Below are 22,030 nucleotides of genomic sequence, written 5' to 3'. Positions count from 1 at the left end.
AAATATACAAAATGACACTTCTATCCTTGATTTCATTTTTAGATAATAGACATGATCTGATAAAAGGAGGGCAAGTGATGACAAAAATAACAAGGTTTCTGCCGCTCGTCTGTGTATTACTGATTTCCGGATGGTTTGCACCCGCCGCATCAGCAAGCCCGCAAACCGCATTGAGCCTGAATGACCGATTAGCGTCTTCCCCTTCAGGAACCGTGGGCCTTCTCTCATTAGCCGCTCCCGCTGCACCCTACACTGAAACAGATACCTATTATGAAGGGGCTGAAGGAAAAACAGGAGAATCGCTAAAAAGCGCCCTGCACGATATCATCAGCGGACACACGATGTTGTCCTACAGCGAAGTATGGAACGCGCTGAAAGAAACCGATGAAGACCCGAGAAACCCAAATAACGTCATCCTGCTCTATACGAATGAATCGCGGTCGAAAAACCTGAACGGCGGCAATGTCGGCGATTGGAACCGCGAGCACGTTTGGGCGAAGTCCCATGGTAATTTTGGTACAAGTAAGGGGCCTGGCACCGACATTCATCATTTACGCCCGGCTGACGTCCAAGTCAACAGCGCCAGAGGAAATATGGATTTTGACAACGGCGGCACAGAACATGCGAAAGCGCCCGGAAATTATTATGACGGAGATTCATGGGAGCCCCGCGATGATGTGAAAGGCGATGTCGCCCGCATGCTGTTTTACATGGCTGTCCGTTACGAAGGTGATGACGGGTACCCTGATCTTGAACTGAATGATAAAACGGGCAACGGCTCTGCCCCTTACCACGGAAAACAATCTGTCCTCCTCGAATGGAATAGGCAGGACCCGGTTGACGACCGCGAGCGAAAAAGAAATGAAATCATTTATGAGAAATATCAGCACAACCGCAATCCTTTTATCGACCACCCTGAATGGGCGGACGAAATCTGGCCATAAGAAAAAGGTGCTCCTTTTTAGGAGCACCTTTCCTAATACACAGCCTCTTCTGTCTCCGCATCGAAAAAGACGACGTGATCCATTTTCACTGTCAGCTGGATCGAATCACCTGCGGCAATTCGCGTGTTTCCGTCCAGACGGACCGTGAGCCGCTCGCCCCCGGCCATGACATGTATAATTTGCTCTGATCCCAGATTTTCATTCACTTCCACCTTCGCTTTAAACACTGAATCAAACAGCTGATCATTTCCCGTCATTTGTGTAATATGCTCCGGCCGGACGCCGGCAATCATCTGCTCGCCGGCATATCCCTTTTCTTTAAGTCGCTTGGCTTTTTCTTCAGGAATATGAAGCCGGGTCGAAGGGTTTGTGAAAAACAGCTCGCCATGCTGCTCTTCAATGGCGCCTTTCAGAAAATTCATTCCGGGGGAGCCGATAAAGCCTGCGACAAACAGATTTTCCGGGTAATGGTAAATGTCATGAGGTTTCGCCACTTGCTGGATTTCCCCTTCATTCATCACGACAATCCGATCACCCATTGTCATCGCTTCGGTCTGGTCATGCGTGACATAAATGATGGTTGCCTCTAAACGCTGGTGCAGCTTGCTGATTTCTGTCCGCATTGTCACTCTCAGTTTTGCATCCAGATTGGAAAGCGGCTCGTCCATTAAAAAGACCTTCGGCTCCCTTACAATCGATCTGCCAAGCGCCACCCTTTGCCGCTGTCCGCCAGAGAGCGCCTTCGGTTTTCTCTTCAGCAAATGTTCAATCTCTAAAATTCTAGCTGCCGCATGAACCCGCTCAGCAATTTCCTGTTTCGCCATCTTTCTAAGTTTTAATCCGAACGCCATATTATCAAATACCGTCATATGCGGATAAAGCGCATAGTTTTGGAATACCATCGCAATATCACGTTCTTTTGGCGGGAGATCATTGACCCGTTCCCCATCGATGAGGAGGTTTCCTTCAGAGATGCTTTCCAGCCCCGCCACCATCCGCAGCGTTGTCGATTTTCCGCATCCTGACGGCCCCACCAGCACCAAAAGCTCCTTATCCTTTACGTCTAAATCAAAGTCCTTCACCGTTAATTGTGAGTGATATGATTTTTTGACATGCTCAAATGTTAATGCAGCCAACAGAAATTCCCCCTATCTTTTGATCTGTTATTTCGTCACTGGAAACAACTTGGTCTTTCTGTTATTTTTAGAGTAATCGATACCTATTTTTTCTATATTTCTAAAATAAAAATTGTAAATTTGTATTATAACGTCATAATACATTATAATATGAATAATAGGTTAAAAGGAGGCTACCCTTTGTTAAACAACGGAAGTTCTACACCTTTATACATTCAGCTAAAACAAATCATCACTGATGACATCAAAAAGGGCGTGTATTCCCCAACCGCCAAGCTGCCTACTGAAAACGAGCTTTGCAGCAAGTATAATGTCAGCCGCATTACCGTCAGGAAAGCCATTCTCGATTTAGTTGAAGAAGGCTATCTGATCCGGCAGCAGGGAAAGGGAACGTTCGTTAAAAGCCCTAAATTAAAACGTGAACTGATTGCAGTAAATGGCTACTCAGAATTTATGGAATCGACCGGCAAAAAACCGAAGCATCAGGTGCTGTCCCATAAGATCATTCCGGCGGCAAAACCCATTGCCGAAAAGCTGCAAATCAATCCCGAAAGCCCTGTCGTTGAATTAAAACGGATTTTATATAACGATGATCAGCCGCTCACCTTTGAAGTGACACATTATCCGCTGGATTTGTTTCCCGGCATTGATACCTATATTGCCGATGGCGTATCCATGCATGATATTTTGCGACAGCAATACCAAGTTGTTCCCACCCACAATACGAAACTATTAAATGTTGTATATGCCCAGCAGGAGGAAAGCAAATACCTGGATTGCGATATAGGGGATGCGCTGTTTGAAATCGATAAAACGGCTTTTACATCAAACGACCAGCCAATCTACTGCTCATTGTTTTTGATGCACACAAACCGTGTTACTTTTACCATCAACAGCCCCTACACATAACAGGCATAAAAAACGAGACACTGCTTATAGTATTCTCGTTTTTTCACTGCTTCCCCCATCCTCCAAGCGAAAAGGATGGCCATAGCCAAAAGCCCCATACACGCCGCATGTTTTCGCAGCCGTTTCCGCCGCTTTGCGCAAAGCATGCATTATGTCCTGCTTCTCGCAAAAAGCTGTCAAGAAACCTGCTATAAATGAATCTCCCGCTCCAAGTGTATCTATTATATTAGCTTCCACAATCGGCTGATGATAGATTCGGTCACCCGCAGACAAGATCGCTCCCTGGCCCCCGCGGGTCATACATACGATTTTCGCTCCATACGTATGAGCTTTTTCAGCAAGCTCGCCGCACTCTGACTCACTCAAATCGCTTCCTGAAAAAAACGCATACGTCACATAAGGACAGACCTTCCTCAAATAATTATCCTCCCGATTGGTTGAAAAATCAAAGGAGACCGGGATGAGCCCGCACAGCTGCGGCAAATCGTTCTCAAGCCTGCTGTACACACTGGTATGCAGCAGATCATGCCCGCTGATAAAGGATATATCTTTCTCCTGAAACACCAGACGGAGCCGGGACTGAATACCGCCTTTATTTGATCTGACAAAAATACGGTCCCCCTGTTCATCAAGGGTGACAATCGCCATTCCGTTTTCTCCGTGCGCCTGGCGGATATAATCCGCATTGACCTTCTCCAATCTCAGAACGTTCAAAAGATGAGCCGCGGCTTCGTCATTGCCGACGATTCCGATATAGGAAGCCTCGTGCCCGAGCCGTTTGGCAAGCACTGCAACATTTAAGGCATTTCCTCCCGGGTAGAACGTTTCTTGGTCCTGATAGTAATCTACAACGTTATCTCCTACAGCAATCAATTTCATTGTGCTTCCTCCTTTATCCTTTTACACTTCCGCTTGCAATCCCGCGGACAAAATATTTCTGCATAAATAAAAATAGAATAATAATCGGCGCAGCTGAAATCGTTAATCCCGCCAGCAGGACGCCCCAGTCTGTCTGCAGTGCGTCTCTGAACTGCATCAGCCCGGCTGGAATGGTCCGCAAATTCTCATCATCTATGAAAATAATCGCAAACATAAACTCATTCCACGTATGGTAAGCCGTCAAAATGCAGGAAGTCACCAAAATCGGCACGCTCATTGGTAAGAAAATTCTGAAAAATACCCCGAAACTCGTACACCCATCTAAATAAGCCGCCTCCTCCAATTCTTTGGAAATAGAGAGAAAATAAGAGCGGATCAAAATGATGGTGAACGGGATCCGGTAAGCCGCATACGGCAGGATTAACGCCCAATACGTATTGTAAAGGCCCAGCGACTGAATAATAGAATATAGCGGCACAAGACTGACCTGCGGCGTCAGCATCAAACCGCCAAGACAAAGCACCAAAAAGAATCCTTTTCCTTTAAACTCAAACCGGGAAAGGCCGTACGCCGCCCACGCACTGATAAAGACAGTGATCACACACGTCAGCGCCGTGACAATGACACTGTTCATAAAATAAGAAGAAATTCCCTGATTCCAAGCGGACACAAAATTTTCCGGATGCCACGAAGACGGCAGCGACCAGCTATGTTCAAAAATATCGTCCGAGTTTTTAAAGGCGCTCATCACCATCCATATAAGCGGATAGGCGATCGCAATAAGATAAAGAAACAGAAAAACCCACACAGACGTTTCTCCGATGTACCATTTTCGTCTCGGCTTTCTTTTCATCTCAATGTGCCGGTCAGGCACAGGCTCCAATCTGAACGAATCTGTCTTCTTCTGAGGCAGCATCTGTTACTCCTCCTTTCCGGTCTTAAAGAACTTCATTTGCATGAGCGACAATGCAAGCGTAATGATTAACACAACGGTGGCAATCGCTGAGGCATAGCCCATCATATCCTTTGTAAAGGCGCTTTTATATAAAAACGTGCTTAAAACTTCTGAAGCGTTTCCCGGCCCGCCGCCTGTCAATATGTACGGTTCATTAAATACCGTAAAGGCGCCGGTCAGCGTCATGACCACCGCAACAAAAGACATCTCTTTCGTCTGGGGAACGGTAATATGAAAAAACTGCTGAATTTTCCCCGCGCCGTCAAGCCGGGCCGCTTCATACAGTTCATCCGGTATTTTTTGAATCGACACAATGTACAGCATCGCAATATAACCGACAGACTGCCATTGAGACACAAAAATAACAGAAAGCATAGCCGTGCTGTCCTCCCCGAGCCAGGCTCTCGTCAGCTGATCAAGACCGACCGCCTGAAGCAGCTGATTCAAAAGCCCCGTCTCAGGGTTGTAAATAAAATCAAACAAAAGCGCGATCACCGTCATTGAGATGACAACCGGCAAAAAGAAAACGGTACGAAAAAACGGCGACCATTTTCTGACCAGCTTATCCTCAAGCACCGCCGCCAAAATCAAACCGCCAAATACCTGGCATACAATTGAGATCACTGCGTAAAGCACATTATTGGTAAGTGCCTGGTAAAAGACAGGATCATGAAATAATTCAACATAGTTTTTCAATCCGATAAACGTTTTTTCCGGAGAAAAAGAGCTCCATTGAAACAGGCTGAGGAAGACATTCTCAAAAATCGGGATATAAACGAAAAGTAAAAAAACGAGAGCGGGCACCAAAAACAAATAGGGGATTATTTTATTCTGATTGACCAAGGATATCTCATCTCCTTTATAAAAAGAAAAGGTGCGAAGCTTCACCTTTTCTTTGATTTATTCAGCTGACGCCCTCACTTGCTTCGCTGCTTTTTGAACGGCTTTCATCACCTGCTCCGGTGTCATGTCGCCGCCAAGCATTTGCTGGACGCTCGTTAAGTACGCGTCTGCGATTTCAACATCGACATCCATATCAAACCACGGCACCATTGATTTGGCATCAACAATTTGCTGAACCGCTTCACGCTGAATAGCTGTAGAATTTTCTTTGGTAGCCGTTCCTTGCACCGCACTGTATTTCCCGACATCTTTGACGAGCTTTTCACCCATTTTTTTCGACGTCAGAAACTGCAAAAATTCCACCGCTTCCTTCGGATGTTTTGTTTTTGAGGCAATCATGAACCCTTCCGGCGCTCCCGTTATAGCTTCTGATGATCCTTTTTGCCCGCTGATTTCAGGAAATGGGAACATCCCCAGATTCACCGGTTCAACAAGCTTGATTTCTGCTGTCTCTGCATATATCATCGCCGACTTTCCGCTCTTAAATTGCTGTCTTACATATTCGTGGTCGACGGAGTTTACATGTTTATTGAAGTAAGGCATCAGCTCATGAAGCTTTTCAAGGGCTTTTACATAGCCTTCATCAGTAAATTCTCCCGTTCTGGCGTTATAGTCCTTATCCCGTGTTTTTTCATCGACCATCCGCTGATTGAGCGTGCCGATATAGTGCGAGATTGTCCAAGTCGCCTTTGTGCCGAAGCTGATTGGTGTGTAGCCATTTTCTTTCAGCTTCTTAGACACATCGATTAATTCATCCCATGTCTTCGGAGGATTCAGGTTCAGATTTTTAAAAATGTCTTTATTATAGAAGAATGATTTAGCGTCCATTTGCCATGGCACGCCATATTGCTTGTTTTCATAAGTAAATGGTGTAACTTGCGATTGAACGAGCTGTGATGACCAATCTGTATCGTTTTTGTAGTAGGACGAAAGATCAAGTGCCTTATTGCCTCTGATGAATTTAAAAGCAAATTCGTCACTCCAAGAGAAGTAAATGTCAGGAGGGCTGGTGGTTCCCAGCATGACCTTAATTTTATCTTTATAGGAGTCATTCAAAACGGCTTCAATTTGAATGTCGATATCCGGATGTTCTTTTTCAAATTCTTTGACAACCTCTTCAAAATAACTTTTTTCCGGCTCCTTCGGCCATCTGTGGAAAAATTTCAATGTGACCTTTCCGTCCGCTGAACTGCTCTGGCTCGAACAGCCCGCAATGGTGAGCATACTGACAGCTGCAATGATCAAAAACATCAACATTTTCTTCAAAGGGTTGGCCTCCTCTGGACATTAGACTATAATGTTATATAACATTATAGTCTAATGCATAATGGTTCCTCAGTTTCAGATCAATACTCAACTTTCCACATGTATCTTCTATGAGATAAAGGATGATTTCTCGCCTCTGCCAGCGCGTCCGCATAGCTTCTCAGCACACGGTTGAGAACGAGCGGAGCAAGGTAGCCTTTAACTGAATCGTCAATTGCAGTGAAGTCGTAAGATGCGGCATCAAGCACTGTGAGCTTTTTGCCATACTTTTTCGAGAAGGTAAGCGCCCGCTCTTCAAGAGGTCTTGTTTCATCTAAACCGAGCAGGATGATAAACGGCACGGATTCATCAATAATTTCAAACGGTCCGTGAAAATATTCTCCGGCATGAATGGCGTGGGAATGAATCCATTGCATTTCCATGAGAATGCAGATGCTGTAGGAGTAAGCGACACCGTAGTTTGCACCGCTTGCCATTGTATAAATAATGCTTTCTTTTTCATGAGCTTTTGCGAATTGCTGTGCGTTGTCAGCTTCCTGCTTAAGGGCTTCTTCATACACAGCCTGCAATTGATCTAAACCTTCAATTGCTTGTTCAAATGTCGTATTGTTTTCTAATACTTGCAGGGTGCCGAAAACGATTTGATACAGAACGCCATAGTTCGTATTGATCGCAAGCGCCTCGTCACCCCAATCGTACTGGGCAACATATTGTGCTTCCTGCGCTAAAGGAGACTCTGGTTTATACGTCATCGCAATCGTAAGTGCGCCTTTGCCCCTTGCAAACGCAGCAGCTTTGACTGTTTCCGGGGTATTTCCCGAATGCGAGCACAAAATAACAAGAGACTTTTCACCAAGCTGAACAGGGTTGCGCTGAATAAATTCGTTGGAGCTGTAAAGGTCGGAGTTGATTGATTTTGACTCCCTGTCAAACACATATTTACTCGGATACATAATGGCCGAAGACCCTCCGCATGCGACAAAGAATACATGGTCAATGGTTTTCCCTTTCAAATCCTGCAAGAAAGCTTGAACCTCACGATTTACTTTTGCTGTGGCTTGACTCAAATCCTTCACTCCTTATTTTTATTATATAACGTTATATAACATTATATATTGTTATATTAAAGTCCAGAGGTAGGATTGTCAATATTATTTTCTGAAATTTCTCATTAATTCACTCGGATGATAGACAAAGATCTATCTGCGGAAAAATGCCCAAATCAAAAGCCAGAACTTAATATAAGCTCTGGCCTCGCTGTTCAATCCGCAGACTGACTTCTTATTTAAAAAATACCTTGTCTACATTGTACTTCGAGTGCTGTGTATTGATGATATATGTTTCGTAAATTTCTCTTTCCATTGGATCTTCGACTACACATACTTCAATTTTATATACTTCGTCTCTGTGGTGTTTGATCGGTGAGACAGTGTCTTCAAAATGCTTCTTAATTCTTTGTCTTAACTTTCTAGCTTTACCGACAAACAGCAGCTCGTCATGAATGTTATAAAACATGAAGATGCCGCCTTTATCCCTTGGTATCTGGTGAAAGTCGATGAATCCGTAAATCGCCTTTATTTTCGGCTCGTTATCATTAGCTGACTGCTGTCGTTCGGTGATAGTGACATTCGGTGCGGGTATATCAATTTTTATCAAAATCAGTTCACGTCCTCTTTTTCATTAAAGATAAATGCTAACACAGACAGAAAAGAAAAGCTAGAACAGCTTTATTATATTTGTTTGTTATGCTTTTACTTATTATGCAACGCTCCGGCTATATCATAAGGGCTAAGGTCGATTTCTGTCTGCTTTCCGAGAACTAACTTTGCGAGCTCTGATCCCAAGAACGGCCCCATCGTTAATCCCGAAGCGCCTAAACCGTTAGCGGCAAAAAGGCCTTTAACATCCGGTACAGCGCCAACAACCGGCAGAAACCCCGGTGTAAACGGCCTGAAGCCCACTCTTGTTTCAATGGCAGCAGCATCAGCAAGACCCGGTGCTGACGCTAGCGCTTTACTCAATACTTCGTGCTGTCCTCCGGCTGTCACACGCAGATCATCAAGATCGGCATCGTTTTCGTGTGTGGCGCCAGCTACAATTCTGCCGTTATCAAACGAAAGAATGTACTGATCGTTCGGCGGCATCACAACCGGCCACGATCCTGTATCCGTTTCCGTCATTTCAAAATGCATAATCTGCGCTTTCTGAAAGGACACTTGAAAATGAATGCCAAGAGGCTTCATGACCTCATTGGCCCATGCCCCCGCTGTCACAATTACCGCGTCAGCCGTAAACTGCTGAGTGTCTGTTTGGACGCCGGTGACCGTTTCATTTTCAAAAAGCAGGGACGCATTTCCTTTGATGATCTTTGCGCCGCGTTTCTCTGCAGCGCTTAAAAGCGACCGGCACAGCGCTCTTCCGTTTACACGAGCGGCACCGCTGATATGAACTGATTCATAGCCATCAGCTAAAACCGGAAACAGCTTTTTCGTTTCACTTGCGGACAAGCGGGTAATGTCGCCGATCTCCGGCGCATCCTCCCGTCTCTTATACGCCCGCTCCTCCATCTTATCAAGCTTTGACGCATCAGTATGAATGCTGATGGCACCGACACGCTTATACCCTGTATCCGTTTCCCCGTCTTCTTCCAATTGATGGATTAAATCCGTATAGTACCGTGCTCCTCCCTTAGCAAGCTGATACCAATCCTGATTGCGGCGCTGCGAAAGCCAAGGACAAACGATCCCTGCCGCCGCATCAGTCGCTTGTCCCGGCTCTTTTCGATCAATGACAGTAACTCGAGCGCCTGATTTTGCGAGATGGTAAGCCGTCGACGCACCGAGAATCCCTGCACCGACGATGATGTACGATTTCATATGCAAACACCTTTTCTTTTATAATGTCTATTCATTTTACCAAATAGAGTGCTTTCCTTCGACCTTTAGCCCTAATGTGGAAAAACCGCGAAGTTCGTCCAATCTCTTCACTCTCCTATCGAATAACCTGTCACTATCAATAGAGAAAGGGTGATACCATGAGCGACAATCGTCATGAAAATGAAGAAAACCAAAAGCGCAATGTATCAGTTGCTAAAGTTGAAAACAGCGGTAATGCAAAAGTCGTAGTCAACGTGAATACAGATCAGGATCAGGCACAGGCACAGTCTCAAGACGGAGAAGAGTAATGAACGAGAATATCATTCCTATCAACAGACATACTCAAGAGATGCCTAACAATGGATCTATGATCGAAAACAGCGGCAACTCAGAGGTCCATATCGATATTCACATTGATACAATGCCGATCGCCTTTGCCATTTTATGCTCTGCATTAGCCGCAAAACAGATGTCAAAAGAGGAATTTGACACGGCTTATACTCGTTTACAAGAGATGAACAGGGAACATAACAGCAATACATCTGTAAAACAAATCATCAATCAGGAGATCGAAGAGTAAGAAACCGCGGCCCCTCGGCCAGCGGTTTTTCTTCTGCATACAAAAAGGACGCAGCTAAACACCAGTCACGTCCTGTTTTATGAAAAATTCACTTAATTAATTGTGAATAGAACAGTTATAAAACCACTTCACCGCTCGTAAAACCCGCATCGGCTACTTTTGTACAATTTGAATAAGGTTACCGCATGTATCGTCGAATACAGCAATTGTAACCTGACCCATTTTTGTCGGTTCCATCGTAAAGTTAACGCCTTGTTCCATTAATCGTTTGTACTCTTTTTGAATATCTGCAACGCCAAACATTGTTGCTGGGAAGCCTTCTGAGAATATCTTCTTTTGATACTCCTTGGCGGCAGGATGTTCATTCGGTTCGAGTAAAAGCTCGGTTCCGTCTTGATCATCTTGAGAAACAAGCGTTATCCACCTGAATTTCCCCATAGGAACGTCTTCCTTTTTTACAAACCCCAGTTTTTCTGTATAAAACTCCAATGCCTTGTCTTGATCTTGTACAAATATACTGGTAACAATGATTTTCATATTGTTGTTGCCTCCTTTGATATTTATGATACATGGTACTGTGCGAACAATCTGGCTGTAAGTACACAACCCAACATTTATCAGAAACTCAGTTGTAATTTTATAAAATTACTCTATCCATCCTTTCAGCAAATTTTTAAGCGGTTCGTTGTTGAATATAAGTACTCGGTATTTTCCCTTTCGTTTTGATTTTACGAGCCCTGCATCTTCCAGTACAAAAAGATATTTAGCTATCGCCTGTCGCGTTATGGAGAGGTTGTGCTTTGTAATAAGACGTATCGTAAGTTCATACAACGTCAGCTCGTTGCGTTCAGATAGTTCGTCTAGTATAAGCCGGCGAGTCGAATCGCCGAGTGCTTTGAATATAGCGTCTTTGCCCCAAATCATATATCAAGCATAAGCAACTGTATGGTTGCTTGATAAAAGAATCGAATGATGCAGCAGTTAAAGTCACATAAGTAGTTTGAACCCTATAGAAAAGTTACTTGTGCAAGCAGGATATATTGCCCCTATTGATTATTAGACATCATGTGGCCATTATCACAACAAGAACAAATTTATCCAGTATTTTTTATTAGATTCTAATATTTTTCAAGATAGGCTTTTGGCAAAAGAATCGCAAGTCTGACATACGCATTTTCGATTAGTTTAACCTTCAAAAGAATAGCGAATACTTATCTTAATATCACTGAAAAAATAAAAGGAGACGAACTTCAAAAGTTCGTCTCCTACATACGACATATCGGCACGCCGACAATTATACAATTTATAATATTCCTTTAAACCATTGATAAACAAAGGTTCTCAACATTAACCGATTGAACCTTCCATCTCGAACTTAATCAAACGGTTCATTTCAACTGCGTATTCCATTGGAAGCTCTTTTGTGAATGGCTCGATGAAGCCCATTACGATCATTTCAGTCGCTTCTTCTTCGGAAATACCGCGGCTCATCAAGTAGAAGAGCTGCTCTTCAGATACTTTAGACACTTTCGCTTCGTGCTCCAATGAAATGTTATCATTTAAGATTTCATTGTAAGGAATTGTGTCTGAAGTTGATTTGTTATCCATAATGAGCGTATCGCACTCGATGTTAGAACGGGCGCCTTCCGCTTTGCGTCCGAAGTGGACGATTCCACGGTACGTTACTTTTCCGCCTTGTTTTGAAATCGATTTTGACACGATTGTGGATGATGTGTTTGGTGCAAGGTGAATCATTTTCGCACCCGCATCCTGATGCTGGCCTTTACCCGCAAGAGCGATAGAAAGCGTCATACCGCGCGCGCCTTCGCCTTTTAGGATACAAGCCGGATATTTCATTGTCAGTTTAGAACCGATGTTGCCATCGATCCATTCCATTGTTGCGTTTTCTTCACAGACTGTACGCTTCGTTACTAGGTTGTAAACGTTGTTCGCCCAGTTTTGGATCGTTGTATAACGGCAGTAGCCGCCTTTTTTCACGATGATCTCAACAACCGCACTGTGAAGTGAGTTTGTTGTGTAAACAGGCGCAGTACAGCCTTCAACATAATGAACGCTTGCTTCTTCGTCAACGATGATCAGTGTACGTTCGAACTGACCCATGTTTTCAGAGTTGATACGGAAGTAAGCTTGAAGCGGTGTTTCAACCTTCACGCCTTTAGGGACGTAGATGAAAGATCCGCCGGACCAAACAGCTGAGTTAAGCGCCGCAAACTTGTTATCAGTCGGCGGGATCACTTTTGCCCAGTGCTCACGGAAAATATCTTCATTCTCTTTCAGCGCGCTGTCAGTGTCTTTAAAGACGATGCCTTGCGCTTCAAGATCTTCTTTCATGTTGTGGTATACAACCTCAGATTCGTACTGAGCAGAAACACCCGCAAGGTATTTTTGTTCAGCTTCAGGAATACCGAGCTTGTCGAATGTTTGCTTAATTTCGTCAGGAACTTCATCCCAAGAACGCTCTGAACGCTCAGACGGTTTTACGTAGTACGTAATTTCGTCAAAGTTCAGTGAGTTTAAATCTCCGCCCCATTGAGGCATCGGCATGTTGTAGAAATGCTCAAGTGATTTCAAGCGGAAATCAAGCATCCATTGAGGCTCTTCTTTCATGCGAGAAATTTCTTCTACGATTTCTTTTGTCAATCCGCGCTCTGAACGGAAAATGGAAACGTCTTTGTCGTGAAAACCATACTTGTATTCACCAATATCAGGCATTTTTTTAGCCATCCATTTTCACTCCAATCCTTTTAATTGCCGCCTTCTTCTTTTGCGACTCCTTTTTCAAGTGCTTTCCATGACAGGGTTGCACATTTGATACGAGCCGGGAATTTTGAAACGCCTTGAAGGGCTTCAATGTCCCCGAGATCTATAGAATCATCATATTCTTTCCCTTGCATCATATCCGAGAAAATCTTAGACATGGAAAGGGCTGTTTCAATATCTTTCCCTTTAATCGCCTGAGTCATCATCGAAGCGGATGCCATTGAAATGGAACAGCCTTCCCCTTCAAATTTCGCATCTTCCACGATGTCTCCGTCAAGCTTCATTGTCAGTCTGATTCGGTCGCCGCATGTCGGATTGTTCATATCCACGACGATGCTGTCATTCAAAACCCCTTTGTTGCGCGGGTTTTTGTAATGATCCATAATCACCTGTCTGTATAGTGTATCTAAGTTTGCATTAAAAGACATTTGTAAAATACTCCTTTGTCTTTTGAAGAGCTTCCACAAGCTTATCAATCTCTTCCTCTGTATTATACAGATAAAAGCTTGCTCTTGCAGTAGCAGTTACATCCAGCCATTTCATCAGCGGCTGCGCGCAATGATGGCCGGCTCTGACAGCGATCCCTTCCGCATCAAGCACGGTTGCCACATCGTGAGGGTGAACATCATCAAGATTAAATGTGACAAGTCCGGCACGCTCTTCCGGTCCATAAACTGTTACGCCGTCAAGCTGGCTGAAGCGTTCAAGTGCATAAGCTGCAAGCTTGTGCTCGTGGCGGGAGATTTCATCAAGACCAATTTCTTCGAGAAAATCAATTGCGGCACCGAGACCGATTGCTCCTGCAATAATCGGCGTACCCGCTTCGAATTTCCATGGAAGCTCTTTCCAAGTTGATTCATAAAGCCCGACAAAGTCGATCATTTCACCGCCGAATTCGGCAGGCTCCATGTTTTCCAGCAGGGCTTTCTTTCCGTACAGCACACCAATACCGGTAGGGCCGCACATTTTATGGGAAGAAAGCGCAAAGAAGTCGCAATCGAGATCCTGCACGTCAATTTTCATGTGAGGCGTGCTTTGCGCACCGTCCACCACAATAACAGCCCCGTTGTCATGAGCGATTTTCGCCATGTCTTTAATCGGGTTGATCGTGCCAAGGACATTAGATACATGAGACACTGCAACAATTTTTGTGTTGCTTGTGACCGTTTTTCTGACGTCTTCTAAAGAAATCGTTCCGTCTTCCTGCAGCGGAATATATTTTAATGTGGCGCCAGTCGCTTTGACAGCCTGCTGCCACGGAATGATATTCGCATGATGCTCCATGTAGGTGATAACCACTTCATCACCCGGTTTCAGGTTGGCGCGCGCATAGCTTAACGCCACCATATTCAGCGATGTGGTCGTACCTTTTGTGAAAATAATCTCAGCCATTGACTTCGCGTTAATAAACTTGCGGACTTTTTCACGCGCTCCTTCATAACCGTCTGTCGCTCTGGTTCCAAGTGTATGGACGCCCCGGTGAACATTGGAATTGTATTGGTTATAATACTTATCCAGTGTTTCAATGACAGCACGCGGCTTCTGAGAAGTCGCCGCGCTGTCGAGATAAACGAGATCATGTCCGTTCACTTGCTGATGAAGGATCGGGAACTGTTCACGAATATCTGTGATATTCATTACTTCACTTTCCTTTCGATAACAGAAACTAATTGTTTCTTAACGCCTTCAATCGGAAGTTCGTTTACTACCGGCGCAAGGAATCCGTAGATGACTAAGCGTTCTGCTTCTTCTTTCGCAATTCCGCGGCTCATCAGGTAGTAAAGCTGAATAGGATCCACACGGCCGACAGATGCCGCATGTCCTGCAGTTACATCGTCTTCGTCAATTAAAAGAATAGGGTTTGCGTCTCCACGTGCTTTTTCACTAAGCATCAGCACACGTGATTCTTGTTCCGCATTCGCTTTAGAAGCACCATGTTCGATTTTGCCGATTCCGTTAAAGATAGAAGAAGCGGAATCCTTCATCACACCGTGCTTCAAGATATATCCTTCTGAAGCTTTACCGAAATGGATGATTTGTGTTGTAAAGTTCTCTGTTTGCTCTCCTCTTCCGACAACAACCGTTTTCGTATCGCCGTATGTGCCGTCACCGTAAAGGTTTGTTGTGTTTTCGGAAATCGTGTCGCCATCGTTCATCAGGCCGAGAGCCCACTCGATTTTGCTGTCGCGTCCGCGAGCAGCACCGCGGCGGTTAACATATGTTGTCACACCGCTAGACAGATTATCCACCGCACCGTATGTCACGCTGGCATTATCACCTGTGATGACCTCACTGATAATATTGAAGACGGCGTCTTTCGGGTTTACAGTACTGATGTAGTTTTCTACATATGTTACAGAACTGTGGTCTTCGGCCACAATCAGTACGTGGTTGAAGAGAGCCGTATCATTGCTTTCGTGGACATAAACAGCCTGAACCGGCGTCTCCACCTGAACATTTTTCGGAACATAAAGGAATGCTCCTCCGTTAACAAGAGCCGCGTGAAGTGCAGTTAATTTGTGCTCGTCAACCTTCACGCCGTCCTTCATAAAGTATTTCTCCACCAAGTCGCTGTGCTCGCGTGCGGCAGTCAGAATATCAGTGAAGATGACGCCTTTGTCTTTCAATTCTTGAGAAAGAGAAAGGTATGCCGGCGTCTGGTCTCGCTGTACGTATAATGTTTTATCTTCGTTTTCAAGATCGATCAGCGCTTTTACTTCATCAGTCAAATCTTCCAATGAAGAAAGCGGTTCGTTATCAACTGTATGCTTCGCGAAATTCGTGAAGTTCCAGTTTGTGATTTTTGTTTTATCAGGCTTCGGCATCGGCAGATCCTCAGCTTGTTCAAGAGCCTGTAAGCGCAGGTCTTTCAGCCAGGCAGGTTCTTGATGCTTTTCGGAAAAGCTTTTGAGATACTCCTGATCTACGGATAGTTTTGTACCTAGTGTCATGTTAATCCCCCTAACGCTTACGCTTCTTGGTCTACAGTTTCGTCTTCAATGCCAAGTTCTTGTTTGATCCAGTCATAACCTTCTGCTTCAAGACGCTGTGCAAGCTCTGCACCGCCGGATTTTACAACGCGGCCTTGCATCATAACGTGAACAACATCTGGAGTGATGTAGTTTAACAGGCGCTGATAGTGAGTGATCATCAGGCAGCCGAAGTTTTCGCTGCGCATTTTGTTGATTCCTTTAGATACAACTTTCAGTGCATCAATATCAAGACCTGAGTCGATTTCATCAAGGATGGCGATTTTCGGTTCAATCATCATTAATTGAAGGATTTCGTTGCGTTTTTTCTCCCCGCCTGAGAAACCTTCGTTAAGGTAGCGCTGAGCCATTTCAGGGTCCATTTCAAGGAACTCCATGTTTTCGTCCATTTTGCGGATGAATTTCATAAGAGAAATTTCATCACCTTCTTCTCTGCGCGCGTTGATTGCTGAGCGAAGGAAGTCGGCATTTGTCACACCGCTGATTTCACTTGGGTACTGCATCGCAAGGAATAAACCCGCCTGCGCACGCTCGTCCACTTCCATCTCCAGTACATCTTTGCCGTCAAGCGTGATGCTGCCTTTTGTTACTTCATATTTAGGATGCCCCATAATAGCAGCTGATAAAGTGGATTTACCAGTTCCGTTCGGTCCCATTACAGCGTGGAACTCTCCGCCTTTTATTTCAAGGTTTACACCCTTTAAGATCTCTTTCCCTTCGATTTCAACGTGAAGATCTTTGATCGTTAATGTTGAAGCAGCCATATCTATACCTCCAAAATATATAATCATTATTCTCATTTTATTCTCATTCTAATTTTATAACAAATGAAAAGTAAATACAACTTTTTATCGTGCCTTGCACATTCCTCAAGTTTAACAAAGATCAGCACTTTATTAAAGCGATTGAAAAAGAAAAAGAGTGGATTCCCACCCTTTTTTAAAAGATTGATTTTCTCAATAAGCTCCCGCAGAAATCCGCTTGCTCTTTTCATAATCAAGCTCTCTCTGCCGCTCTACTTTCATTCTTGTTTCCAGCCGGCGTCCGTATTCCTCGTATCCAATTCCGTGAGATAGGTGCATCGCTTTTTCCATTTCTGACGTATAATCGAGGTCCAGTCTATCCTGGCTGCTGCAAATAATGAATCAATCCCTTCATATATTTGCTTCTATTGTATCAACGCTGCAATGGCTGCCGCAAAAAGGATATGGCTTGAAATAACGGCAGATGAGACGAAAGTATCCTTTCAGATCAAATGAGAATGGTTTTTCGGAATATTCCTTCTCTTAATGCGTGGTGTTTCCGAATTCCTCTATGCACTGCTGGACAACTGTCACGCCTTGGCTAAGAGCCGCGCCGCCTCCAAATGCCGCTGCCACACTGACGGCTTCGAGAATGTTTTCTTCTGTCGCTCCCTCATCAAGACAGCCTTTTGTGTGATAGATCATGCAATATTCATCCTGGGCATTGATGGCGATTCCGAGGGCGATCAGCTGTTTTTCTCTTTCAGTCAGAGAATTGCCGGCAAAGCATTGTTCAGTAAACTCGTTAAACTTTCTTCCCATCAGCGGCATTTTTTGTTCAAATGTGCCTAAACCTAATTTATACTGCTTTAGCGCGTCCTGCATGCTTCCTCTGTCTTGATTCAAAGAAAATCCCTCCATCTGTTTAACATTCCTTTTTATTATGAACAGCTTTTAGGAAAATACCCGAAAAAAAACCCCGGATTTCTCATCCGGGGTTTCAGTCTTATTCAGATACAGGAAGCACAGCTCCGTCGTATTTTTTCTCGATGAAGTCTTTGATCTCTTTAGAATGAAGAACTTCCATCAGCGCTTTGATTTTTGCAGAATCTTCTTCGCCTTTTCTTGCCGCAATGATGTTAGCGTATGGGTTGTTTTTCGTTGATTCTACTTCAATCGCATCTTTTTTAGGATTTAATTTATTTTGGATCGCATAGTTTACATTGATGAAGACCGCGTCTCCTTCTTTGTTATCATATGCTTTTGCCGTTAATTCAGGCGCTACTTTTTTGAATTCAAGGTTTTTCGGGTTTTTCTTAATGTCTTTCAATGTTGCGTCAACTGTTTCCACTTTTGAATCAAGTGTGATTAATCCTGCGTTTTCAAGCATTGCAAGCATACGGCCTTGTTCAGCGACGTTGTTTGTCAGGATAATTGTCGCACCGTTTGGAAGGTCTTTCAGTGATTTGTATTTTTTAGAGTAAATACCGAATGGCTCTAAGTGAACAGCTCCGGCATTCACAAGTTTGTAATCTGTGTTTTCTTTCATTTCTTGCTCAAGGTAAGGAATGTGCTGGAAGTAGTTCGCATCCACTTCTTTATCAGCTAAAGCTTTGTTGTACATTTTGTAATCACTAAGCACTTTCACTTTCAGCGTGTAGCCTTTTTCTTTCAACAATGGTTCAGCTTCTTTTAAAATTTCCGCATGCGGTGTTTTTGTCGCTGCAACCACAATTTCTTTCTTGCCGGATTCAGCGCCGTTATTTGAACCGCAGGCAGCCATAACCCCTGCAAATACAAGCAGTAATGCACCCAAAAATAGCTTTTTCAATGTAAATCCTCCCTTATCGTTTGTCTATAATATTTGTTATGACATCACCGATGATTTGTATAATAAAGACGATGATTAAAATAAACACAGTAGCAACGAAGGTAACATCAGCATTATTAGACTGATATCCTTCTACGTACGCAAGGTTTCCAAGGCCGCCTGAACCGATGGCTCCGGCAATTGCCGTTGAGCCAATCAAAGCGATGGCCGTAACCGTGATGCCAGAAATAAGAGCCGGCATAGACTCCGGAAGCAGCACTTTAAAAATAATCGTAGACGTTTTAGCGCCCATTGATTTAGCAGCTTCAATCACACCTTTATCCACCTCGCGCAATGCGATTTCAGCAAGACGCGCGTAAAACGGTGCCGAGCCGATCACCAGCGCCGGCAATGCGGCGTTTGGCCCTAAGATCGTGCCGACTAAGAACTTCGTAAATCCTAACAGTAAAATAATTAAAATAAGGAATGGAATCGATCTGAATATGTTGACAACGGCCGCAATCACAGAGTTGACTGCTTTATTTTGCCAAAGGCTCCCTTTGCTTGTCAGGAAGAGCAGCAAGCCGAGGATCACCCCGATGACAAAAGCAAACAGTAAAGAGATCAGCGTCATATAAAGAGTTTCATATGTCGCGTTCCACAACTCAGTTAAATCAACGTTCGGGAAGTATTTTTCAAACATTCGTGATCACCTCTGCTTTCACCTGTTTGTCATTAATGAACCGGATCACGTTTTGCACTTCTTCCTCGTCTCCATCAATATGGATGAACAGTGAACCGTAAGCTCCATCCTTCGTCTGCGAGATTTTCCCTTGCAGAATATTGACGCTGACATTAAAGTTTCTGATCATTTCTGTAATCAGAGGCTGTTCAGCCGAATCACCGACAAACGTGAGCTGAACCATTTTTCCTGATGCTGTTTCATCAAGAAGGTGCTGAAGCGTTTCTTTCGTTTCTTCCGGCTCTGTCACCTGCTGAACAAATCGTTTTGTCATGTCTTCCTTCGGATTTTTGAAGACATCGAGAACTTCGCCTTCTTCCACAACCTTTCCGTTTTCCATGACAGCGACTCTGTTGCAGATTTTGCGAATGACATGCATTTCGTGTGTGATGAGCACAATTGTCAAACCGAGTCTTTCATTAATATCGGACAATAGATCCAAAATTGAATCTGTCGTTTGCGGATCTAATGCTGATGTCGCTTCATCACAAAGGAGAACCTTCGGATTGTTTGCAAGCGCTCTGGCAATTCCGACACGCTGCTTTTGCCCGCCGCTCAGCTGAGACGGATAAGATTTTTCTTTTCCTTCTAAACCTACCAGTTTAATCAGTTCATCGGCGCGCTTGATCCGTTCGCTCTTTTTCACCCCGGCAATTTCTAAAGGAAACATGATATTGTCTCTAACGGTCCGCGACCAAAGCAAATTGAAATGCTGGAAAATCATGCTGATTTCATGGCGTGCATTTCTTAAATCGCGTCCGTTTACTTCATTAATCTTGGTTCCCGCCACTTCAACGGTTCCTGAGGTTGGTTTCTCAAGGCCGTTCAGCAGACGGATTAAGGAACTTTTACCAGCTCCGCTATATCCTATAATTCCAAAAATCTCACCTTTTTTAATGGAAAGCGAGACATTTTGGACAGCATTGACATCTCCGTGTTTCGACTTATAAACTTTTGAAACATCTTGAAGATTGATCAAAGCAATCACCTGCCTTAACACTATTCTAAGAAATCTTCCGGGTTTTTCTGCAAAAGAAAAGCCTTTCTGCACACTTGAGCAGAAAGGCTTATATAAAATGCCTTTCTCTCATCTTTCAAAGCTGAACGCTTCGTGTGAATTGGCACCATTTCAACAGCGTTGATGGTTGCCGGGCTTCATAGGGCACTTCCCTCCACCTCTCTTGATAAGAGAAATATATAGTCTTTTTCGTCCGGAAATTCTTAATGTAGAATAGCATGGCGAATGATTAAATGTCAATAAAATAAATGATGTCAACTTTTACTATTATAATAATTTCCTATTTTTTAATTCTTTAAAATCCTCTGAAAAAATCCGTTCGTCAGCCAGAGAATGGCTTCTAGTTTTAACAGGGCTCTGAATGACCCCTTCACTTTCAGGCTTCCGCTCTGAATCAGGTGCTGAAGGGAAATGTCTCCGTGCAATAAATGAATGATTTCTGCTTGGTTTCCGTAAAAGGTCAGGTTGGACGTTTGGGGCGAAGAAATTTTTTTCATTTCTCCCTGTTCGTTTATTGAGACGGTTAAGGCTTCTGTTTCTCCTTGGAAGGTAATGAGCAATGTTGAAGCGTTCAAAAGGGGTTTTAAAAACAGATGCTGATACTCATCTTCTAAAACTTCCGCTTTCTCCATATGTACAACCTCCTATTTGTTGGTCATACATACACATTTCTCTTTCTGGCGCAAGAACCCCTTTATAAAACGAACGACAATTTCATTGGATTGTACAGAGAAATATGTCATAAATGGGATGCGGAAGATGATTTTTGTTTGATCAGCTCATATAAATAAGAAACAGAATGAAACGCATATCCTCTTTCGACCACTTTTCCGCCTTTAAACAGCAGAAAACAAGGAACGCTTTCAATTTGATACGCTTTTGCGAATGTCGGAGAGTAATTGACATTGTTTTTATAGAAGGCGACATCAGGCAGCATTTCTTTCACTACTGTCAGCATTTTGCTTGCAAGCTGGCAGGTGCCGCAAAACGGAGTATATAAATAAAGGAGATACACATCATCTGCAATGTGCTCAAGCTCATGTTCTTGGAGTTCTTTCATGCTATACACCTCGGGATTTTCTTTCAAGAAAAATAGTATGGACATTCAAATTCGCGCGCAGCAATACAGAGGCAATATGTTGCCTGGGTGCAGCCGCTACTTCCTTATAGGCTCTGTCGATATATAGATGGCAGGCTTCGTTAAATTCTCTTTTCAGCTGTTTTCTTAATTTCTCGCCTGATTCATCAGCATCAACTAATATATAGACGTCTTTATCGTAAAGCTCGTCAGCCAATTCCTCAAGCTTCAGCTGGCTGATTGTTCCGTTTGTGCAGATAATGCGCACTGGTTCATTCAGGACGCTTTCGATTTTCTCTTTATCTGTTTTCCCTTCGACAATCATAACCTTTTCCAGCTCATCCATCTTCATCTTCTTCACCTGCCGCGTCATATTTGAAACGTTCAGATTGTAAAAGAAGGCAGTGAAATTCACCGCCA

Annotated in this window: 27 protein-coding genes and 1 riboswitch; of the genes, 4 read left to right on the top strand and 23 right to left on the bottom strand. The window is 43.8% G+C overall.

Annotated elements, in window-relative coordinates:
- Positions 1-77 precede the first annotated feature (77 nt).
- Positions 78-944, top strand: coding sequence for an endonuclease I family protein (locus Q5C82_RS11710; RefSeq protein WP_003222841.1), 867 nt, complete (start codon positions 78-80; stop codon positions 942-944).
- A 32-nt stretch (positions 945-976) separates the two neighbouring features.
- Here the strand turns inward: Q5C82_RS11710 and Q5C82_RS11705 are convergent, their stop codons facing one another.
- Positions 977-2,080 carry an ABC transporter ATP-binding protein gene (locus tag Q5C82_RS11705; protein WP_003222840.1) on the bottom strand — a complete coding sequence of 368 codons (1,104 nt, stop codon included), beginning with the start codon at positions 2,078-2,080 and terminating at the stop codon, positions 977-979.
- 180 nt (positions 2,081-2,260) lie between these two features.
- On the opposite strand from Q5C82_RS11705, the gene frlR reads away from it, so the two are divergent.
- Complete coding sequence (frlR, locus tag Q5C82_RS11700; protein ID WP_003222838.1) at positions 2,261-2,989, top strand: transcriptional regulator FrlR; 729 nt, start codon at positions 2,261-2,263, stop codon at positions 2,987-2,989.
- 24 nt (positions 2,990-3,013) lie between these two features.
- On the opposite strand, the gene Q5C82_RS11695 is transcribed toward frlR, so the two are convergent.
- The 7 genes from Q5C82_RS11695 to Q5C82_RS11665 all read right to left on the bottom strand — a co-directional run bounded on the left by Q5C82_RS11695 (position 3,014) and on the right by Q5C82_RS11665 (position 9,868).
- Positions 3,014-3,868, bottom strand: coding sequence for a fructoselysine 6-kinase (locus Q5C82_RS11695; RefSeq protein ID WP_003222836.1), 855 nt, complete (start codon positions 3,866-3,868; stop codon positions 3,014-3,016).
- Positions 3,869-3,881: 13 nt separating this feature from the next.
- The gene (locus Q5C82_RS11690; protein WP_003222834.1) at positions 3,882-4,784 is read right to left on the bottom strand and encodes a carbohydrate ABC transporter permease; all 903 of its coding nucleotides are present in this window, start codon (positions 4,782-4,784) and stop codon (positions 3,882-3,884) included.
- A 3-nt stretch (positions 4,785-4,787) separates the two neighbouring features.
- Complete coding sequence (locus Q5C82_RS11685) at positions 4,788-5,666, bottom strand: carbohydrate ABC transporter permease (RefSeq protein ID WP_003222831.1); 879 nt, start codon at positions 5,664-5,666, stop codon at positions 4,788-4,790.
- 57 nt (positions 5,667-5,723) lie between these two features.
- Positions 5,724-6,992 (bottom strand): ABC transporter substrate-binding protein, encoded by a 1,269-nt coding sequence (locus Q5C82_RS11680; protein ID WP_003222827.1) that lies wholly within the window; start codon positions 6,990-6,992, stop codon positions 5,724-5,726.
- An 80-nt stretch (positions 6,993-7,072) separates the two neighbouring features.
- Complete coding sequence (gene frlB, locus Q5C82_RS11675) at positions 7,073-8,059, bottom strand: fructosamine deglycase FrlB (protein WP_003222825.1); 987 nt, start codon at positions 8,057-8,059, stop codon at positions 7,073-7,075.
- A 214-nt stretch (positions 8,060-8,273) separates the two neighbouring features.
- The gene (locus Q5C82_RS11670; RefSeq protein ID WP_003222823.1) at positions 8,274-8,648 is read right to left on the bottom strand and encodes a nucleotide excision repair endonuclease; all 375 of its coding nucleotides are present in this window, start codon (positions 8,646-8,648) and stop codon (positions 8,274-8,276) included.
- Between the two features lie 95 nt (positions 8,649-8,743).
- The gene (locus Q5C82_RS11665) at positions 8,744-9,868 is read right to left on the bottom strand and encodes an FAD-binding oxidoreductase (RefSeq protein WP_003222821.1); all 1,125 of its coding nucleotides are present in this window, start codon (positions 9,866-9,868) and stop codon (positions 8,744-8,746) included.
- Between the two features lie 158 nt (positions 9,869-10,026).
- Between Q5C82_RS11665 and Q5C82_RS11660 the strand changes: the two genes are divergently transcribed.
- Positions 10,027-10,176 (top strand): hypothetical protein, encoded by a 150-nt coding sequence (locus Q5C82_RS11660; protein ID WP_003222818.1) that lies wholly within the window; start codon positions 10,027-10,029, stop codon positions 10,174-10,176.
- The gene (locus Q5C82_RS11655; protein ID WP_003222817.1) at positions 10,176-10,448 is read left to right on the top strand and encodes a hypothetical protein; all 273 of its coding nucleotides are present in this window, start codon (positions 10,176-10,178) and stop codon (positions 10,446-10,448) included. The genes Q5C82_RS11660 and Q5C82_RS11655 overlap by 1 nt, the downstream gene beginning before the upstream one ends.
- A gap of 153 nt (positions 10,449-10,601) precedes the next feature.
- Here Q5C82_RS11655 and Q5C82_RS11650 read toward each other — a convergent pair whose 3' ends face one another.
- The 15 genes from Q5C82_RS11650 to Q5C82_RS11580 form a co-directional block, all read right to left on the bottom strand.
- Positions 10,602-10,985, bottom strand: a complete 384-nt coding sequence (locus tag Q5C82_RS11650; protein WP_003222815.1) for a VOC family protein — start codon at positions 10,983-10,985, stop codon at positions 10,602-10,604.
- 108 nt (positions 10,986-11,093) lie between these two features.
- Positions 11,094-11,372, bottom strand: a complete 279-nt coding sequence (locus Q5C82_RS11645) for a helix-turn-helix transcriptional regulator (RefSeq protein ID WP_003222813.1) — start codon at positions 11,370-11,372, stop codon at positions 11,094-11,096.
- A gap of 423 nt (positions 11,373-11,795) precedes the next feature.
- Positions 11,796-13,193, bottom strand: a complete 1,398-nt coding sequence (sufB, locus tag Q5C82_RS11640; RefSeq protein WP_003222811.1) for a Fe-S cluster assembly protein SufB — start codon at positions 13,191-13,193, stop codon at positions 11,796-11,798.
- A 20-nt stretch (positions 13,194-13,213) separates the two neighbouring features.
- Entirely contained in the window at positions 13,214-13,657 is a 444-nt protein-coding gene (gene sufU, locus Q5C82_RS11635; RefSeq protein ID WP_003222809.1) for a Fe-S cluster assembly sulfur transfer protein SufU, read from the bottom strand.
- Complete coding sequence (sufS, locus tag Q5C82_RS11630; RefSeq protein ID WP_003222805.1) at positions 13,647-14,867, bottom strand: cysteine desulfurase SufS; 1,221 nt, start codon at positions 14,865-14,867, stop codon at positions 13,647-13,649. Before sufS ends, sufU begins: the two co-directional genes overlap by 11 nt.
- Positions 14,867-16,180 carry a Fe-S cluster assembly protein SufD gene (gene sufD, locus Q5C82_RS11625; RefSeq protein WP_003222803.1) on the bottom strand — a complete coding sequence of 438 codons (1,314 nt, stop codon included), beginning with the start codon at positions 16,178-16,180 and terminating at the stop codon, positions 14,867-14,869. The genes sufS and sufD overlap by 1 nt, the downstream gene beginning before the upstream one ends.
- 17 nt (positions 16,181-16,197) lie before the next feature.
- On the bottom strand, positions 16,198-16,983 hold the full coding sequence (sufC, locus tag Q5C82_RS11620) for a Fe-S cluster assembly ATPase SufC (RefSeq protein WP_003222801.1): 786 nt from the start codon (positions 16,981-16,983) through the stop codon (positions 16,198-16,200).
- Positions 16,984-17,175: 192 nt separating this feature from the next.
- Positions 17,176-17,313, bottom strand: coding sequence for a hypothetical protein (locus Q5C82_RS11615; RefSeq protein ID WP_003222797.1), 138 nt, complete (start codon positions 17,311-17,313; stop codon positions 17,176-17,178).
- Between the two features lie 192 nt (positions 17,314-17,505).
- Positions 17,506-17,883: a carboxymuconolactone decarboxylase family protein gene (locus Q5C82_RS11610; protein ID WP_003222796.1), complete on the bottom strand. Its 378-nt coding sequence runs from the start codon at positions 17,881-17,883 to the stop codon at positions 17,506-17,508.
- An 85-nt stretch (positions 17,884-17,968) separates the two neighbouring features.
- Positions 17,969-18,793: a methionine ABC transporter substrate-binding lipoprotein MetQ gene (metQ, locus tag Q5C82_RS11605; RefSeq protein WP_003222794.1), complete on the bottom strand. Its 825-nt coding sequence runs from the start codon at positions 18,791-18,793 to the stop codon at positions 17,969-17,971.
- A 13-nt stretch (positions 18,794-18,806) separates the two neighbouring features.
- Positions 18,807-19,475: a methionine ABC transporter permease MetP gene (metP, locus tag Q5C82_RS11600; RefSeq protein WP_003222793.1), complete on the bottom strand. Its 669-nt coding sequence runs from the start codon at positions 19,473-19,475 to the stop codon at positions 18,807-18,809.
- Entirely contained in the window at positions 19,468-20,493 is a 1,026-nt protein-coding gene (gene metN, locus Q5C82_RS11595; RefSeq protein WP_003222791.1) for a methionine ABC transporter ATP-binding protein MetN, read from the bottom strand. The genes metP and metN overlap by 8 nt, the downstream gene beginning before the upstream one ends.
- Positions 20,494-20,598: 105 nt before the next feature.
- A riboswitch (SAM riboswitch) is annotated at positions 20,599-20,705 on the bottom strand.
- A gap of 114 nt (positions 20,706-20,819) precedes the next feature.
- The gene (locus Q5C82_RS11590) at positions 20,820-21,164 is read right to left on the bottom strand and encodes an SCP2 sterol-binding domain-containing protein (RefSeq protein ID WP_003222789.1); all 345 of its coding nucleotides are present in this window, start codon (positions 21,162-21,164) and stop codon (positions 20,820-20,822) included.
- Positions 21,165-21,271: 107 nt separating this feature from the next.
- Complete coding sequence (locus Q5C82_RS11585) at positions 21,272-21,592, bottom strand: thioredoxin family protein (RefSeq protein WP_003222787.1); 321 nt, start codon at positions 21,590-21,592, stop codon at positions 21,272-21,274.
- 1 nt (position 21,593) lies between these two features.
- Positions 21,594-21,956 carry a toprim domain-containing protein gene (locus tag Q5C82_RS11580; RefSeq protein WP_032727389.1) on the bottom strand — a complete coding sequence of 121 codons (363 nt, stop codon included), beginning with the start codon at positions 21,954-21,956 and terminating at the stop codon, positions 21,594-21,596.
- Positions 21,957-22,030 lie beyond the last annotated feature (74 nt).

This window comes from uncultured Bacillus sp. (assembly GCF_958411575.1).
GTDB lineage: Bacteria > Bacillota > Bacilli > Bacillales > Bacillaceae > Bacillus > Bacillus spizizenii.
Note: the sequence above shows the minus strand (reverse complement) of the source record. Positions and strands in the feature narration are given on the sequence as shown.

Bases quoted from the DNA above. Each gene is read 5' to 3' on its own strand.
- Q5C82_RS11585 (WP_003222787.1), bottom strand. From the start codon at position 21,592: ATGAAAGAACTCCAAGAACATGAGCTTGAGCACATTGCAGATGATGTG.
- sufU (WP_003222809.1), bottom strand. From the start codon at position 13,657: ATGTCTTTTAATGCAAACTTAGATACACTATACAGACAGGTGATTATG.
- Q5C82_RS11650 (WP_003222815.1), bottom strand. From the start codon at position 10,985: ATGAAAATCATTGTTACCAGTATATTTGTACAAGATCAAGACAAGGCA.
- sufS (WP_003222805.1), bottom strand. From the start codon at position 14,867: ATGAATATCACAGATATTCGTGAACAGTTCCCGATCCTTCATCAGCAA.
- Q5C82_RS11590 (WP_003222789.1), bottom strand. From the start codon at position 21,164: ATGGAGAAAGCGGAAGTTTTAGAAGATGAGTATCAGCATCTGTTTTTA.
- Q5C82_RS11580 (WP_032727389.1), bottom strand. From the start codon at position 21,956: ATGGATGAGCTGGAAAAGGTTATGATTGTCGAAGGGAAAACAGATAAA.
- Q5C82_RS11655 (WP_003222817.1), top strand. From the start codon at position 10,176: ATGAACGAGAATATCATTCCTATCAACAGACATACTCAAGAGATGCCT.
- Q5C82_RS11710 (WP_003222841.1), top strand. From the start codon at position 78: ATGACAAAAATAACAAGGTTTCTGCCGCTCGTCTGTGTATTACTGATT.
- Q5C82_RS11645 (WP_003222813.1), bottom strand. From the start codon at position 11,372: ATGATTTGGGGCAAAGACGCTATATTCAAAGCACTCGGCGATTCGACT.
- Q5C82_RS11660 (WP_003222818.1), top strand. From the start codon at position 10,027: ATGAGCGACAATCGTCATGAAAATGAAGAAAACCAAAAGCGCAATGTA.
- sufD (WP_003222803.1), bottom strand. From the start codon at position 16,180: ATGACACTAGGTACAAAACTATCCGTAGATCAGGAGTATCTCAAAAGC.
- Q5C82_RS11665 (WP_003222821.1), bottom strand. From the start codon at position 9,868: ATGAAATCGTACATCATCGTCGGTGCAGGGATTCTCGGTGCGTCGACG.
- Q5C82_RS11695 (WP_003222836.1), bottom strand. From the start codon at position 3,868: ATGAAATTGATTGCTGTAGGAGATAACGTTGTAGATTACTATCAGGAC.
- sufB (WP_003222811.1), bottom strand. From the start codon at position 13,193: ATGGCTAAAAAAATGCCTGATATTGGTGAATACAAGTATGGTTTTCAC.
- sufC (WP_003222801.1), bottom strand. From the start codon at position 16,983: ATGGCTGCTTCAACATTAACGATCAAAGATCTTCACGTTGAAATCGAA.
- metP (WP_003222793.1), bottom strand. From the start codon at position 19,475: ATGTTTGAAAAATACTTCCCGAACGTTGATTTAACTGAGTTGTGGAAC.
- Q5C82_RS11690 (WP_003222834.1), bottom strand. From the start codon at position 4,784: ATGCTGCCTCAGAAGAAGACAGATTCGTTCAGATTGGAGCCTGTGCCT.
- Q5C82_RS11615 (WP_003222797.1), bottom strand. From the start codon at position 17,313: ATGGAAAAAGCGATGCACCTATCTCACGGAATTGGATACGAGGAATAC.
- Q5C82_RS11610 (WP_003222796.1), bottom strand. From the start codon at position 17,883: ATGGAGGGATTTTCTTTGAATCAAGACAGAGGAAGCATGCAGGACGCG.